Annotated in this window: 13 protein-coding genes; 9 read left to right on the forward strand and 4 right to left on the reverse strand. The window is 58.5% G+C overall.

Annotated elements, in window-relative coordinates; translation table 11 throughout:
- Positions 1–40: 40 nt before the first annotated feature.
- The 4 genes from QMK54_RS16375 to QMK54_RS16390 are packed head-to-tail and all read right to left on the reverse strand — an operon-like array spanning position 41 to position 6,130.
- Positions 41–1,222 (reverse strand): hybrid sensor histidine kinase/response regulator, encoded by a 1,182-nt coding sequence (locus tag QMK54_RS16375; RefSeq protein ID WP_320400883.1) that lies wholly within the window; start codon positions 1,220–1,222, stop codon positions 41–43.
- Positions 1,216–1,809, reverse strand: a complete 594-nt coding sequence (locus QMK54_RS16380) for a chemotaxis protein CheB (protein WP_110658433.1) — start codon at positions 1,807–1,809, stop codon at positions 1,216–1,218. Before QMK54_RS16380 ends, QMK54_RS16375 begins: the two co-directional genes overlap by 7 nt.
- Entirely contained in the window at positions 1,806–2,639 is an 834-nt protein-coding gene (locus QMK54_RS16385) for a protein-glutamate O-methyltransferase CheR (RefSeq protein ID WP_320400884.1), read from the reverse strand. Before QMK54_RS16385 ends, QMK54_RS16380 begins: the two co-directional genes overlap by 4 nt.
- Entirely contained in the window at positions 2,639–6,130 is a 3,492-nt protein-coding gene (locus QMK54_RS16390) for a response regulator (RefSeq protein WP_320400885.1), read from the reverse strand. The genes QMK54_RS16385 and QMK54_RS16390 overlap by 1 nt, the downstream gene beginning before the upstream one ends.
- A gap of 258 nt (positions 6,131–6,388) precedes the next feature.
- On the opposite strand from QMK54_RS16390, the gene QMK54_RS16395 reads away from it, so the two are divergent.
- The 9 genes from QMK54_RS16395 to QMK54_RS16435 all read left to right on the forward strand — a co-directional run bounded on the left by QMK54_RS16395 (position 6,389) and on the right by QMK54_RS16435 (position 16,556).
- Positions 6,389–6,751 (forward strand): response regulator, encoded by a 363-nt coding sequence (locus QMK54_RS16395; RefSeq protein ID WP_110658436.1) that lies wholly within the window; start codon positions 6,389–6,391, stop codon positions 6,749–6,751.
- Between the two features lie 73 nt (positions 6,752–6,824).
- On the forward strand, positions 6,825–8,117 hold the full coding sequence (locus tag QMK54_RS16400; RefSeq protein ID WP_223588825.1) for a glycosyltransferase: 1,293 nt from the start codon (positions 6,825–6,827) through the stop codon (positions 8,115–8,117).
- 189 nt (positions 8,118–8,306) lie between these two features.
- The gene (locus tag QMK54_RS16405; protein WP_223588827.1) at positions 8,307–9,212 is read left to right on the forward strand and encodes a phospholipase; all 906 of its coding nucleotides are present in this window, start codon (positions 8,307–8,309) and stop codon (positions 9,210–9,212) included.
- 150 nt (positions 9,213–9,362) lie between these two features.
- Complete coding sequence (locus QMK54_RS16410) at positions 9,363–10,268, forward strand: AraC family transcriptional regulator (protein WP_320400886.1); 906 nt, start codon at positions 9,363–9,365, stop codon at positions 10,266–10,268.
- A gap of 341 nt (positions 10,269–10,609) precedes the next feature.
- The gene (locus QMK54_RS16415; protein WP_320402921.1) at positions 10,610–11,920 is read left to right on the forward strand and encodes a sugar ABC transporter substrate-binding protein; all 1,311 of its coding nucleotides are present in this window, start codon (positions 10,610–10,612) and stop codon (positions 11,918–11,920) included.
- Positions 11,921–12,065: 145 nt separating this feature from the next.
- Positions 12,066–12,992 carry a carbohydrate ABC transporter permease gene (locus QMK54_RS16420; protein ID WP_413787337.1) on the forward strand — a complete coding sequence of 309 codons (927 nt, stop codon included), beginning with the start codon at positions 12,066–12,068 and terminating at the stop codon, positions 12,990–12,992.
- Between the two features lie 8 nt (positions 12,993–13,000).
- Positions 13,001–13,831, forward strand: coding sequence for a carbohydrate ABC transporter permease (locus QMK54_RS16425; protein ID WP_223588832.1), 831 nt, complete (start codon positions 13,001–13,003; stop codon positions 13,829–13,831).
- 132 nt (positions 13,832–13,963) lie between these two features.
- On the forward strand, positions 13,964–15,067 hold the full coding sequence (locus QMK54_RS16430) for a sn-glycerol-3-phosphate ABC transporter ATP-binding protein UgpC (RefSeq protein WP_320400887.1): 1,104 nt from the start codon (positions 13,964–13,966) through the stop codon (positions 15,065–15,067).
- 16 nt (positions 15,068–15,083) lie between these two features.
- A complete protein-coding gene (locus QMK54_RS16435; RefSeq protein WP_320400888.1) occupies positions 15,084–16,556 on the forward strand; it encodes a mannitol dehydrogenase family protein in 1,473 nt (490 codons plus the stop codon).
- Positions 16,557–16,592 lie beyond the last annotated feature (36 nt).

A 16,592-nucleotide genomic window follows, 5' to 3' on the forward strand; every position in this document is an offset into this window, starting at 1 on the left:
CGTGAGGTCGATCAGAGGTTGCGTTTATCTGGCTGTTTTCCTACAGCGGCAGACAAACGCGAAACAAGGCGCCTTCGCCAATCCTGCTCTGGACCGTAATAGTACCGCCATGAGCGGCAACAATTTGTTCTGAAATAAACAAACCCAGGCCCAGTCCGGCGACGGCGTGCTTGGCCGATACGCGTTCGAATTGCTGGAATATGCGTTTCTGGTTTTCTTCGCTAATGCCGATCCCCTGGTCCTGCACGTCCACCAGCGCCTGGCCGCCTTCACTGTATACCTTCACCGTGATCGGGCTCTTGGCCCCGTAGCGCAAGGCGTTGGTCAGGAGGTTGGAAATGACCTGTTCAATACGAAACTCGTCCCAATTTCCGATCACCGGTTGTTCGGCATCGAGGGTGACCGATGTCTCGGCGGCGTCGATCTGCTGGGAAAAGTTGTGCAGCACATCGCGAACCAGCGTCGAAAGATCGAACCTCGTCGGCCGGATCGACAACTTTCCAATGCGAATGCGCGAGACATCGAGCATGTCTTCGATCAAGCGGATGAGGCTTTTGATCTGCCGCTCGTCGCGGTCGACCATGGCGTGCATCTTGTCCAGGGTGAAAGCCGCGGCGTTATCCCGGGCCAGGTGCATCTTGCGCAGCTGGGTTTCAAGGATCAGGCCGTTGAGCGGCGTGCGCACTTCGTGGGCGACGATGGACATGAAGTCATCGCGCATGCGCACCGCCTGCTCCAGTTCCAGCTGGGTGTTTTGCAGTTGCTTGAGCAGGGTTTCCTGATCGCGGCGACTTTCCTCAAGGGCCAGCACTTGTTCCTTCATCGCCTTGCTCTGGCGATACAGGTCGACGAACACATTGACCTTGCTCTTGACCGCGTGGATGTCCAGCGGTTTGTGCAGGAAGTCCACAGCGCCGCTTTCATAGCCCTTGAACGCGTAGTTCATTTCACGCCCGGCGGCACTGACGAACACGATAGGGATGTTCCGGGTTTTTTCCGTGCCACGCATCAATTCGGCCAGTTCGAAGCCATTCATGCCCGGCATCTGCACATCGAGGATGGCCATGGCGAATTCGTGTTGCAACAGCAATGACAAGGCTTCGTCGGCGGACAGCGCCTTGAACACGATCCGGTCCTCACGCTTGATCAGCGCTTCGAGCGCCAGCAGGTTCTCCGGCAGATCGTCGACGATCAGCAGTTTGGCCTTTATATGACTTAGCATGCGATTCGTTCCAGCTCGACAAGCAGACGGCCGATGCCGCGTACGGGAAGTATGTGGTCTGGCTGGTGCAGGTCCAGTGCAGCCTGGGGCATGGTGGCGACCTGAGCCTCTTGCGGGTCTTGGACGATGGTCATGCCACCGTGCCGTTTGACCTGGGCCAGCCCGCGTGCGCCGTCGCGGTTGGCGCCGGTGAGCAATACCGCGGCCAGATTGGCGCCATACGCATCGGCGGCCGATTCGAACAGGTAATCGATGGCGGGTCGCGAATGATGCACTCGAGGCTCCAGGCTCAGGGAAAAGCTGCGGTCCCGCTCCACCGACAAGTGATAGCCCGGTGCAGCAAAATACAGCGTGCCGGCTTCCACCAGGGTCTTGTCGCACGCCTCCAGCACTGGCAGGGCAACCCGACGGGAAAACACGTCCGCCAGATGGCTGCGGCGCTCATCCGGCAAGTGCAGCACGACAATGATTGGCAGCGCGAAGCCTTCGCGCAACGGCCCGAGGATGCTCAGCAGCGCCTCGACGCCACCGGCGGAGGCACCGATTACAATCGCTTCGATCGCTGGCAGACCCGTTGCACTGTTCATGATTTTCGGTAAATCCGTTCTTGTTTGACCAGCGGCTCGAACTGATCGCCGAAGGCTGAGAAATCCGGGGTTTCCTTGCTGCCCAACACCAGGAACCCGCGATGGCAGAGGGACTCATGAAACAATCCGAACGCCCGATCCTGAAGTTTTTTATTGAAGTAAATCAATACGTTACGACACGAAATTAATTGAGTTTCTGAAAACACGCTATCCGTCGCCAGGCTGTGATCGGCGAAAGTGACGTTCTCGCGCAGCGTCTTGTCGAAAATCGCGTAACCATAGGCCGCCGTATAGTAGTCGGCAAACGAACACTGGCCACCGGCCTGCTGGTAATTAGCAGTGTAGGCGCGGACATTCTCCATCGAGAAAATCCCTTGCTTGGCTTTTTCCAGAGAACGCGGATTGATGTCGGTGGCGTAAATGATCGTGCGGTCGAGCAGGCCCTCCTCGCGCAGCAGAATGGCCATCGAATAGACCTCTTCACCGGTGCTGCATCCGGCGATCCAGATCTTGATCGAAGGGTAGGTTCGCAGCAGCGGCACCACTTCCTTGCGGATGGCCAGGAAGTGCGAGGGGTCGCGGAACATCTCGCTGACCGGAATGGTCAGCAATTGCAGCAGTTGCATGAACGCGGTGGGGTCGTGCAGGACCTTTTCCTGCAACGCCGAGATGGTGCTGCACTCGAACTGGCTCAACGCATGGTTGACCCGGCGCTTGATCGATGCGCCGGAGTAATCACGAAAGTCGTAGCTGTACTTGAGGTAGATCGCCTCGATCAACAACCGCAATTCGATTTCGCTGTTTCGCTCCACTGAAAAATTGCGCTCCACTAGATACGTTCCATCTTCGGTAACCACACACGAATCAGTGAAAACAGGCGATCCAGGTCAATGGGCTTGGCCAGGTAGTCATTGGCGCCGGCCTGCAGGCAGCGCTCCTGATCGTCCTTCATGGCCTTGGCCGTCACCGCAATGATCGGCAGCTTGCGCCAGCGCGGGTCCTTGCGGATTTCAACGGTGGCTTCATAACCATCCATCTCCGGCATCATCACGTCCATCAACACCAGATCGATGTCTTCCACCTCATTCAATCGTTCAATCGCTTCGCGACCGTTGCGGCCAATGACCACGACTGCGCCCTTTTGCTCCAGCGCGCTGGTGAGGGCGAAAATGTTGCGTACATCGTCATCCACCAGCAGCACCTTGCGGCCCTCGAAGACCTTGTCGCGGCTGCGGGCGACCTTGAGCATCTTCTGCCGTTCATGGGACAACCGCGATTCGACTTTGTGCAGAAAAAGTGTCACCTCGTCCAGCAGCCGCTCCGGCGAGCGTGCGCCCTTGATGATGATCGAGCGCGAATACTTGCGCAGTTCGGCCTCTTCATCCCGGGTCAGGTTGCGCCCGGTATAGACGATGACCGGCGGAAAGGAGCAGATGTCTTCGGTGGACATGCGCTTGAGCAAATCGTTGCCGAGCATGTCCGGCAATTTGAGGTCGATGATCATGCAATCGAAAACGGACGTGCGCAGCAGGTCCAGCGCCTCCTGAGCCAGGCCAACGGCAGTGATCTCTATGTCATCGTCGCCGATCAGGCGGGCAATGCTGTCGCGCTGCAAGTCGTCGTCCTCGACCAGCAGCACGCGCTTGACCTTCTGGGTCAGCTTGGCTTCAAGGCGCGCAAACACGTCCTTGAGTTCCTCGCGGGTGGTCGGTTTGACCGCATAGCCGATGGCACCCATGTGCATCGCCGCTTCGACCCGGTCTTCGACGGAAATCACGTGCACCGGGATGTGCCGGGTTTCGGCGTGTTCCTTCAGGCGCTGCAGCACGGTCAGGCCGGAATGATCCGGGAGGCGCATGTCCAGCAGGATCGCATCGGGGATGAACGCCTTGGCCAGGTCATAACCTTCATCGGCGCCGTGGGCCACCAGGCACTGATAACCCAGTTCATGCGCAAGGTCGTAGAGGATGTGCGCAAAGTTCGACTCATCCTCCACCACCAGAATGCAGCGGCCGGTAAACGGACCCTTGTTGCGATCGTCGTCAAACCGCGGAATATCGACGTCGGCGATCAGTGGCGACAACGTGGGTGGCAATACACTTGGTGCAGCCGCCACGGGAGCCGCGCGCATCGGTTCGACAGGCACATCGCCCGGTTCCACGTACTGCTGAGGCAGCACCAGGGTGAACGCACTGCCCTGCCCCGGCGTGCTGGTCACGCTGATGGAGCCGCCAAGCAAGGCGGCCAGATCACGGGAAATCGACAAACCCAGCCCGGTGCCGCCATAACGCCGATTGGTGGTGCCATCGGCCTGCCGGAACGCTTCAAAGATGCTTTCGTGCTGATCCCGCTCTATGCCAATCCCGGAATCATGGATGCTGAACGCAATGCCGTCGTTCGGCGCCGTGGCGACGGACAGGCTGACAATACCGCTTTCAGTGAATTTCACGGCGTTGGACAGCAGGTTCTTCAGCACTTGCTCCAGGCGCTGGCGGTCGGTGAATAGCATCAGCGGCGCGCCGTCCCGCACATCGAGCTGGAAATCCAGCTGTTTGTCCGTGGCCAGGGGCTGGAACATTCCGCGCAGCCCCTCCACCAGACGCGTGACGCTGGTGTTCTCCGGACGGATTTCCAGCTTGCCGGCCTCAACCTTGGAAATGTCCAGAATGTCGTTGATCAGGTTGAGCAAGTCATTGCCGGCGCAATAGATCGAATCGGCGAACTTGACCTGCTCGGCGCTGAGGTTTCCCTCCGGGTTTTCCGCCAGCAGCTTGGCCAGAATCAACGAACTGTTCAGCGGCGTGCGCAGTTCGTGGGACATGTTGGCGAGGAATTCCGACTTGTACTTGCTCGAACGCTGCAATTCTTCTGCGCGATCCTCAAGCTGGATCTGGGCCTGATTGAGCTCGGTGTTTTTCAGGTCCATGGCGTCGCGTTGTTCGGCCAGGGCCAAGGCCTGCTCGGCGAGTTGTTCGTTGGTCTGCTCCAGTTCCACCTGCTGGGTCTCCAGGTGCGCCTGAGACTCCTTGAGAACCCGCGACTGTTCTTCGAGCTCTTCGTTGGCGGTCTTGAGCTCTTCCTGCTGTACCTGCAATTCTTCATTGAGTTGCTGGGTTTCGGCCAACACATCCTGCAAACGCTGGCGATAGCGTGCAGCTTCGATCGAGGTGCCGATGTTGCCGGCAATCAGTTCCAGCAATTCAATGTCACGGTCCATCAGTGGACGCAGAAAGCCCAACTCGATCACGCCATTGACCCGGTCGTCGTCGCTGGTCGGCACCACCAGCACACTGCGCGGCAAACCGTCACCGAGGCCGGAGCTGACCTTGAAATAATCCCCCGGAACCTCGTCCAGGCGAATCAGTCGTGCCTGCTGCGCTACCTGGCCGACAATGCCTTCGTCGCTGTAAATCTGCTGTTCACGCTCTTCTTGCTCACGAGAAAACCCGTAGGTGGCGATGCGCTTGAGGCCGCCGTGATCTTCGCGCACATAAATAGCCGCTACGGCCGTGCCGAGGTACTGCGCGCAGAATTGCAGGATGTTGCGTCCCAGCAGGTTCAAGCTCAACTGCCCCAGTACCTGCTCAGCGAGCTCGGTCTGACCGTTGCGCAGCCAGGCCTGTTGCTGCAGGCGATGGGCGCTGGCTTGTTGGGCCGCGAGATTGACGCTGTAGTTTTGCGAAAGATTGAGCAAATCGCGGCGCCCGACATACGCCAGCAAGCCGCTGACGCCGGCGATGAGCAACAGATAGAGGCTGATGCTCATGACCGTGGTGCGTCGCACCTCATCATTGCGCGATGCGCGTAGTTGCTGTTCGGTGTCGATCACTTCCTCGAACTGCTTGCGAATTTCATCGGTCAGGCGTTTGCCACGCCCGGCCTTGACCGCGGAGCGATAGTCACCGCTGCTGCGCTGCAAATCGATCATCGACTGCGCATAGCTGGTCCACTCCAACTGCAATGCCTGCAACCGCAGCAAGCGGTCGGTTTGCACCGGGTTATCGGCGGTCAACTCGAGCAAGGTATTGAGTGCCACGGCAACTCGCGGCTTGGCGGTTTCGTAGGGATCGAGGAAATGTTCGTCGCCACTGAGCAGGAAACCGCGCATCCCGGTTTCCAGGTCCACGGTCAGCTTGACCGCTTCATTGGCGTTATTGATCACCCGGTCGGTGTGTTCCACCCACTGGATCGTCGACAGCAGATAGGTGATCAGCGACACGAAGAACACGGCACTGATGACGCCCAGACCCAACGGCAGGCTGATGTTGCGGCTCAGGAGTTTACGAAATCGTTGCTCATCAACCGTGGACACAGAGGTCATGGGGCAGGCCTTGTCGAACTGTCAGGATGCAGGGAGTTTGCCCCAAAACTGGCACATTGATCCAATTTTCTGACATGTTTTCGCGCAAGGTCCTACATTGCGCTGCGCCCGCGCAAAGCGTCGGGTTATCCTAGCCTGACCTGCGCCAGGTTCTTTTTTGCATCGTCCTGGGAACTTGTCGGGATCCGCCACTTACTCATGCAATAAGCCGGCAATTTGCAACGACCGACAACACCAATCTTTATCGGGAATTCCACTATGTCATCCGCCAACGCCCCCATCATCCTGGTCGTCGAAGACGATGCCATCGTGCGCATGCTGATCGTCGACGTACTGGAGGAATTGGAGTTCAAGGTACTGGAAGCCGATGGCAGCGAAGAGGCGCTGCTGAGGCTCAAGGACGTGAACCAGGACATTGACCTGATGATGACTGATGTTGGCCTGCCGGACATGGACGGCCGTGAACTGGCCACCCACGCCCGCACGATACGCCCCAACCTGCCCATCCTGTTTGCCAGCGGCTACGCCGAAAACATTGAAGTGCCTGAAGGCATGCACCTGATCGGCAAACCCTTCTCCATTGATCAGTTGCGCGACAAGGTCAAAAGCATTCTCGGGTGACCCTGTGCGCCCTGTGGTTTAATGCGCGCCTTTTTCGTCCCTGCCCTGTCTTCGCTTCAAGGAATTCCCGTACATGATTGAGCCCAACGCAACCAAAGTCCTGGTCATTGGTTACGTCTGGCCCGAGCCCCGCTCTTCCGCGGCCAGCGGGCATGTCATGCAAATTCTCGAGGTTTTTCTGCAACAGGGCTGGGACGTCACGTTCAGCAGCCCGGCGGGCTTCGGCGAGCAACGTGCAGACCTGACGGCGATGGGAATTCACGAAGTTCCCATCGAGCTGAACAACAGCAGTTTCGACACGTTCATCAGCGAACTGGCGCCGGACATCGTGCTGTTCGATCAATTCATGATGGAGGAACAGTTCGGCTGGCGTGTCGAGAAGCAGTGTCCCGATGCCTTGCGCGTGCTCGAAAGTTGCGACCTGCAAAGTCTCAGGCATGGTCGGCATCAACGCCTCAAGGAGCGTTTGAAGGCCAACGATGACAACAATGACTTCAGCGACCTGTTCGCCAAGGCGTCGCGAGAAGAATTCGAGCACATGGCCAATACCGATCTGGCGAAGCGCGAGATCGCCTCGTTTTTTCGCTGTGATTTGACGCTGATGGTTTCCGAGGTGGAAATCGAATTGCTGGTCGAGCAATTCAGGATTGCGCGCAGCCTGTTGCACTGGTGTCCATTGATGGTCGATCTGCCGACCCGTGCGCCAGTCGAGTACGAAGACCGGGCACACTTTCTGCATATCGGTAACTTTCGCCACGCACCCAACTGGGATGCCGTGCTCTGGTTGAAAACCGCTATCTGGCCGTTGGTTCGCGAGCAATTGCCCAGTGCTCAATTGCATATCTATGGTGCCTACACACCGCCCAAGGCGACCGCCCTGCATAACCCGACCCAGGGATTTCATGTGATGAACTGGGCCGAGGACGCCCTGCAAGTCATGTCGTCGACGCGGGTCTGCATGGCGCCCCTGCGTTTTGGCGCGGGCATCAAAGGCAAGATTGTCGATGCGATGCTCTGTGGTACACCGAATGTGACGACCCCGGTCGGTGCCGAGGCGATGCATGGCGACGAGGCGTGGCCCGGTGCAGTGACCCGTTCGGCCCGCGAATTCGCAGATCAAGCCGTGCAACTCCACAATGACAAGACGCGTTGGCTCCATGCCCAGGCGCACGCGCAAACCCTGCTTGCCAGCCGTTACCGCAAATCCGTGCATGGCCCGGCCTTGATCCAGCGGCTGGTCGAATGCCAGCGGGATCTGGCTAACATCAGGCGAGATAACTTTACCGGCAGCATGTTGCGCCATCACCACCACAAAAGTACTCAATACATGGCGCAATGGATTGAAGCGAAAAGCCGGGCTCAATGAATCACATAAAAAAACTTTACATAAAACCTAACTAACAACCTATTAACAATACGAAACAGCCTGCCACTCTTGCTTGAATCGCAAGAGTGGCTTTTCTATTTTCTGATTGCTATAAATTCCTCTCCACCAAATGCGATAAAGCATTTAGTTCACAAATAACCCTATCCAACCTCACTGCACGGACGCACCATGAACGACAATAACGAAACACGACCAAACTTTGAATATGGCAATTACGCCCCGACCCTCAACGACTGGATGAGTAACATTCCAGTCATTGATAATCTTACCCTCGGCGAGTTGATTCTGCCTGGTGCACACAACACCGGATCAGACAAGAACGGTAACTATATCTTGGCACCAGCCACGCACTGGGCAGTCTGCCAAAACGACTCGTTTTATTATCAACTGATAAACGGCGCCAGGGCATTCGACGTCAGACTTGAATTTGATATAAACGTCAGAAATGGCAACAACCACTTGCATTTTTACTTCCACCATAACGGCGTACGCTCCTATCGCGAGCTCTCTCAGCTAACTCAGGACGTCTCCAGTTTTCTAGTGGCTAATCCCGATGAGTTCATAATCCTCGACTTCCATAAACTGGATCGTGGAAATCGTCCATTTAACTTCAAGGAGTTCAGTGATCGCCTGGTAGGTGGTTTAGGCGAACTCATCATTCCTCTTGAACACAGCCGTAAGACGCTTGGAGAGTTGAAACGCATCAGCAAGACTCAACGGGTACTGCTCGCCGCCGATTATCACCCGGACCTGGACCCACAAGCCTTTGGCAGGAGTATTCAACACAAATGGAGCGGCACCGCCATCACCGATGTCCAATACCTCGAATCTTTTATTGGAACGGTCATGGCAAGTCCTCCGTCTTCAAGTTCCCCATGGTCTCTCTCTGCCACCGCTTACTCCGTCGCAGGGGGGCCGGTTAGCATCCCTAAAAAGCTGAATGATTGGTTCGATGTCAACAAACCATGGATTCACAAGTGCAGCATTATCAATGCGGATTTCTTTGAAGAGTCAAACCTGGTTCACCTCTGCCGTGCGGCAAACATAATGAAAGCCCAATCCCGCCTCAAGTAATAGCGGCCATGAGGCATTGGTTTGTTCGATGGGCAGAGTCAAAGCGGTTTACGGCCATGCCTTGCATGAGCGGGCAAACAGGCGGCAGTAGCATTTTTCACCCGGCTGAAGGCATGATCAGGACGGGATAACAACACAAGCGCCCCTGTCATGACCCGCACCGCCAGAGTTACCGATCCTTCCTATGAATTGATGGACGACCACAACGGCCTGTCCATCATTTACCGCCAGCATGGTTTTCCCTGCCCGCTGGTGCGCTGGCATTTCCACAAGGAGTACGAACTGCACCTGATCGTTGCCAGCTCAGGCAAGGTATTCATTGGCGACTACATCGGTAACTTCTATCCGCAAACATTGTTCCTGACCGGCCCCAATTTGCCCCACAACTGGATCAGCCAGGTGGCCGAGGACGAAGTGGTGCCCAAGCGCGACATGCTGGTCAATTTCACCGACGAGTTGTTCGACAGCGGCTATCAGGTATTCGCCGAACTCAAGGCCCTGGCGCCGTTGCTGGAACGCGCGCAGTACGGCATCGAGTTTCGCTGCAAGCACACGATCGGCAAGGCGATGGATCTGATGCAGCGCATCGCCGATACCACCGGTGCGACCCGTCTCGGGCATTTTTTCATTTTGCTGGAGTTGCTTGCGGCCACCGACGACTACCAATTGCTCTCTGGCGCCACGACCCCGCAACTGGCCGACGAGAACAACATCGACCGCACTAACCGCGCGGTGGATTACATTTTCGCCCATTACGCCCGGGACTTGACGCTGGAAGAGGTCGCCGAACACCTGGGCATGAAACCGACGTATTTCAGCCGGGTATTCAAGCAGGCCACCGGGCGCAATTTCATCGAATTCGTCAATCGCCTGCGCATCAGCAAGTCCTGCGAGTTGCTGGCCGATGGCGACAAGCCGGTGACCGATGTTTGCTTCGAATCGGGCTTCAACAATATTTCCAATTTCAACCGGCGCTTCCAGCAACTCAAGGGCATGACGCCTTCGCACTACCGGCGGCTGGTGGTGCAGCGGCTGACCGAGCAAAACCTGGGTTGACCCCTCACCTCCCTGTGGGAGCGGGCTTGCTCGCGAATGCGTCGTGTCAGACGACATTTTGCAAACTGACACACCTCCTTCGCGAGCAAGCCCGCTCCCACAGGTACCCCGCCAGGCCTTGAAACCTATACGGATTCAATAGCGTGCCATCGCTGAAAAGCCCTTCCCTGCGTCTACACCCCAAAACTCCAGTGCAAAATAGTATCGATCAAAGTGCGATGGATGATTTGTTTCGCTCTCCATTGAAGGTTGTAATCAGTGCACATTCTTCCCTTCGCAGGAAGACACAAAAACAATAACTGTCCTTCTGTAACCCACCGGGTGCAGAAAAGGAGTGCATGATGCAACCTTCGGTAAAAGCCCTGCTTGCCCTCACCTGCATGACCCTCAGCAGCGTCAGTCTTGGCGCCCAGACCTTGACCATCGCCACCGTCAACAACAGCGACATGATCCGCATGCAGAAGCTCTCGAAAACCTTCGAGGCCGAGCATCCTGACATCAGGCTCAATTGGGTGGTGCTCGAAGAAAACGTCCTGCGCCAGCGCCTGACCACCGACATCGCCACCCAGGGCGGGCAGTTCGATGTGCTGACCATCGGCATGTACGAAGCGGCACTCTGGGGCGCGAAGGGTTGGCTGGAGCCGATGAAGGACTTGCCGGCCAGCTATGTCCTCGACGATGTGTTCCCGTCGGTGCGTGAAGGCCTTTCGGTCAAGGGCTCGCTGTACGCCCTGCCGTTCTACGCCGAAAGCTCGATCACCTACTACCGCACCGACCTGTTCAAGGACGCTGGCCTGAGCATGCCCGAGCGTCCGACCTGGGAGCAGATCGGCGACCTCGCGGGCAAACTCACCAACAAGGATAAAGAGCAGTACGGCATCTGCCTGCGCGGCAAGGCCGGCTGGGGTGAGAACATGGCGTTGATCAGCACCGTTGCCAACGCCTATGGCGCGCGCTGGTTCGATGAAAAGTGGCAGCCGGAATTCAACGGCCCCGAATGGAAAAACGCGCTGAACTTCTACGTCGATACCATGAAGAAATCCGGTCCGCCGGGTGCGTCGAGCAACGGTTTCAACGAGAACCTGGCACTGTTCAACAGTGGCAAATGCGCGATCTGGGTCGATGCCAGCGTCGCCGGCTCGTTCGTTACCGACAAGACCCAGAGCAAGGTCGCCGATCACGTCGGTTTCACCTATGCGCCGCATCAAGTCACCGACAAGGGCTCGGCCTGGTTGTACTCCTGGGCCCTGGCCATTCCCACCAGTTCCAAAGCCAAGGACGCGGCGAAAATTTTCAGCGCCTGGGCCACGTCCAAGGAATACGGCGCTCTGGTCGCGGAAAAAGACGGCATCGCCAACGTACCACCGGGCACGCGGGCCTCGACCTACAGCGAGGCGTACATGAACGCCGCGCCGTTCGCCAAGGTCACCCTGGAGTCGCTCAAAGCCGCGGACCCAAGCAAGCCGGGCGCCAGGCCGGTGCCTTACATCGGGATTCAGTTGGTGACCATTCCCGAGTTCCAGGGCATTGGTACCCAGGTCGGCAAATCCTTCTCGGCGGCGCTGATCGGCCAGACCACGGTCGACCAGGCCCTGGCGGCGGCCCAGCAAACCACTGAACGCGAAATGAAGCGCGCGGGTTATCCCAAGTAGCCCCGTATCCAATGTGGGAGCGGGCTTGCTCGCGAAAGCGGTATTCCAATCGCAAAAGCTGTGTCGGATGTACTGGCCTCTTCGCGAGCAAGCCCGCTCCCACGGTTGATCTTCATATGCCTGTAAATAATCGGTTTTGATCGCCATGAATACTTCAACTGCCAAAGCTCATATGGACATTGCCCAGCCCCAGCGCAAAAGCCGCGTGGCCAACCCCGGCTGGTTCCTGGTCAGCCCTTCGGTAGCGCTGCTGCTGTTGTGGATGATCGTGCCTCTGGGCATGACCCTCTACTTCTCGATGATCCGCTACAACCTGCTAAATCCGGGTGAAAACGAATTTGTCGGGCTGGAGAACTTCTCTTATTTCCTGACGGACTCGGGCTTCCTGCCCGGCGCCACCAACACGCTATTGCTGGTGGGCAGCGTGCTGCTGATCAGTGTGGTGTTCGGCGTGCTGATCAGCGCGCTGCTGGAGGCCAGTGAGTTTTTCGGTCGCGGCGTCGTGCGGGTGATGCTGATCTCGCCGTTTTTCATCATGCCCACGGTCGGTGCGCTGATCTGGAAAAACCTGGTTTTCCACCCGGTGTCGGGGATTCTCGCCTACGTCTGGAAGCTGTTCGGCGCGCAACCGGTGGACTGGCTGGCGCACTACCCGCTGCTGTCGATCATCATCATTGTCTCGTGGCAATGGCTGCCCTTCGCGATCCTGATCCTGATGACCGCCATGCAGTCCCTCGACCAGGAGCAGAAAGAAGCCGCGCGCCTGGACGGCGCCGGGCCGATCGCGATTTTCTGGCACCTGACCCTGCCCCACCTGGCGCGGCCGATTGCGGTGGTGGTGATGATCGAAACCATCTTCCTGCTCTCGGTGTTCGCCGAAATCTTCACCACCACCAACGGCGGCCCCGGCTACGCCTCGACCAACCTCGCCTACCTGATCTACAACCAGGCGCTGGTGCAGTTCGATGTCGGCATGGCCTCGGCGGGCGGCTTGATCGCCGTGGTCATCGCCAACATCGCCGCGATCATTCTGGTGCGAATGATCGGCAAAAACCTGACCGACAAAGCCTGAGGCCCGCCATGACTCTTCAACAATCCCGTCGCCTGCAAAGCCTGTTGCTCGGTACGTTGGCCTGGGCCATCGCGATCCTGATTTTCTTCCCGATCTTCTGGATGGTGATGACCAGTTTCAAGACCGAAATCGATGCCTTCGCCACGCCGCCGCAGTTCCTCTTCATGCCAACGCTGGAGAACTACCTGCACATCAATGAGCGCAGCGATTACTTCAGTTTCGCCTGGAACTCGGTGGTGATTTCCTTCAGCGCCACCGCCCTGTGCCTGCTGATCGCGATACCGGCGGCCTATTCCATGGCGTTCTACGAGACCCAGCGGACCAAGGGCACGCTGCTGTGGATGCTCTCGACCAAGATGCTGCCGCCGGTGGGCGTGCTGATGCCGATCTACCTGCTGGCCAAGAGTTTTGGCCTGCTCGACACGCGGATCGCGCTGATCGTGATCTACACGCTGATCAACCTGCCGATCGTGGTCTGGATGATTTACACCTACTTCAAGGACATCCCCAAGGACATCCTCGAAGCCGCGCGCCTCGACGGCGCCACACTGGCGCAGGAGATGCTGCGGGTGTTGCTGCCGATCGCCAAGGGCGGCCTGGCGTCCACGGTGCTGTTGTCGCTGATCCTGTGCTGGAACGAGGCGTTCTGGTCACTGAACCTGACCTCCTCGAAAGCCGCCCCACTGACCGCGTTGATCGCTTCGTATTCGAGCCCCGAAGGGCTGTTCTGGGCCAAGTTGTCGGCGGTCTCGACCCTGGCCTGTGCACCGATCCTGATCTTCGGCTGGATCAGCCAGAAACAACTGGTGCGCGGCCTCTCGTTCGGCGCCGTGAAATGAAGATTCCTGTAGGAGCGAGCTTGCTCGCGATGGACGTGAACGATAACGCGTGCAGACAGGAGGAACGCTCCGCCTACAAATTTATCGCGAGCAAGCTCGCTCCTACAGAAAAATAAACGGAGGCCCATCACCATGGCCAACCTGAAAATCAAGAATCTGCAAAAAGGTTTCGAAGGTTTTTCCATCATCAAGGGCATTGACCTTGAGGTGAACGACAAGGAATTCGTGGTCTTCGTCGGCCCCTCGGGCTGCGGTAAATCCACGCTGCTGCGGCTGATCGCCGGGCTGGAGGAAGTCAGCGGCGGCACCATCGAACTCGATGGCCGCGACATCACCGAAGTCAGCCCGGCCAAGCGCGACCTGGCGATGGTGTTCCAGACCTACGCCCTGTACCCGCACATGAGCGTGCGCAAGAACATGTCGTTCGCCCTCGACCTGGCCGGCGTGGCGAAAGCCGAAGTAGAGAAAAAGGTCAGCGAAGCGGCGCGCATCCTCGAACTGGGGCCGATGCTGGAGCGCAAGCCCAAGCAGCTCTCCGGCGGCCAGCGCCAGCGCGTGGCGATTGGCCGGGCGATCGTGCGCAACCCGAAGATCTTCCTGTTCGACGAACCGCTGTCCAACCTCGATGCCGCCCTGCGCGTGCAGATGCGCCTGGAACTGCTGCGCCTGCACAAAGACCTGCAAGCGACGATGATCTACGTCACCCACGACCAGGTCGAAGCGATGACCATGGCCGACAAGGTGGTTGTGCTCAATGGCGGCAAGATCGAGCAAGTCGGTTCGCCACTGGATCTCTACCACCAGCCTGCCAACCTGTTCGTCGCCGGCTTTCTCGGCACACCGAAAATGGGCTTCCTCAAGGGCAAGGTTACCCGTGTAGACAGCCAGGACTGTGAAGTGCAGCTGGACGCCGGAGCCCGCATCAACCTGCCCTTGAGCGGTCGGCAACTGAGCGTCGGCGGCGCGGTGACGCTGGGCATCCGCCCGGAACACCTGGAACTGGCCAAACCCGGCGACTGCACCTTGCAGGTCACCGCCGATGTCAGCGAACGCCTGGGCAGCGACACCTTCTGCCACGTCCGCACGGCATCCGGCGAAGCCCTGACTATGCGCGTGCGCGGCGATCTGGCCAGTCGCTACGGCGAAACCCTGAGCCTGCACCTGGACGCCCGACACTGCCATTTATTCGATGCCGACGGCGTGGCGTTGACCCGCCCGTTGCGCATTGCTGCCTGATTTGCGAGTGCCTGCGATGAAACTGAACAAACAGAACCTCAACCGCCTCGCTCCCGAAGTGGTCCTGCCCGCCTATGGGTTGGGCGATACCCGCCAAGGTATCGCGCACATCGGCGTCGGCGGTTTCCATCGCGCCCACCAGGCGTTTTACACCGATGCCCTGATGAACACCGGAGAAGCGCTGGACTGGGCCATCTGCGGTGTCGGCCTGCGCGCCGAGGACCGCCGCGCCCGTGACGATCTCAAGGAACAGGATTACCTGTTCACCCTGTTCGAACTCGGCGACAGCAACGCCACCGAAGTGCGGGTGATCGGCGCCCTTCGCGACATGCTGCTGGCTGAAGACGGTGCCCAGGCGTTGATCGACAAGCTGGCCAACCCCGAGATCCGCATCGTCTCGCTGACCATCACCGAAGGTGGCTACTGCATCGACGACAGCAGCGGTGAGTTCATGGCGCACTTGCCGCAGATCCAGCATGACCTGGCGCACCCCGACGCCCCGAAAACCGTGTTCGGCTTTCTCTGTGCGGCACTGGCCAGGCGCCGCGCCGCGGGCACGCCGGCGTTCACCCTGATGTCCTGCGATAACCTGCCGCATAACGGCGCGGTGACCCGCAAGGCCCTGCTGGCCTTCGCCGCCTTGCACGACAAAGATTTGCGCGACTGGATCGCCGCCAACGTCAGTTTCCCCAACGCCATGGTCGATCGCATCACGCCGATGACCAGCACCCAACACCGTTTGCAACTGGCCGACCAGCATGGGCTGGACGATGCCTGGCCGGTGGTCTGCGAACCCTTTGTGCAATGGGTGCTGGAAGACAAGTTCGTCAACGGTCGTCCGGCCTGGGAAAAGGTCGGCGTACAGTTCACCGACGACGTCACGCCCTATGAAGAAATGAAGATCAAGCTGCTCAATGGCAGTCATCTGGCGCTGACGTACCTGGGATTCCTCAAGGGTTACCGCTTCGTCCACGAGACCATGAACGACCCACTGTTCGTGCGCTACATGCGCGCTTACATGGATCTGGACGTGACCCCGCAACTGGCGCCGGTGCCGGGCATCGACCTGACCCAGTACAAAGACACGCTGGTGGCGCGCTTCTCCAATCAGGCGATTGCCGATCAGCTTGAACGGGTGTGTTCGGACGGCTCGTCGAAGTTTCCGAAATTCACCGTGCCGACCATCAACCGATTGATCGCCGATGGCCGCGAGACCAAGCGTGCAGCGTTGGTGGTAGCGGCGTGGGCGCTGTACCTCAAGGGAGTGGACGAGCATGGCCAGACCTACTCGATTCCTGACCCGCGCGCAGCGTTCTGCCAGGCACTGGTAGCCGATGATGTGCTGATTACCCAGCGCTTGCTGGCGGTTGAAGAGATTTTTGGTGCGGCGATCGCGCACTCCCCAGCATTTGTCGCGGCGTTCGAGTGGTGCTGCAACAGTTTGCGTGAGGTGGGGGTGTCGCGGACGCTGGAACGAGTGTTGGCGTAAGTCCTGCGGTGAAGCTGCCGCCGCCTTCGCGAGCCA

The sequence above is a fragment of the Pseudomonas sp. P5_109 genome (assembly GCF_034009455.1).
GTDB lineage: Bacteria > Pseudomonadota > Gammaproteobacteria > Pseudomonadales > Pseudomonadaceae > Aquipseudomonas.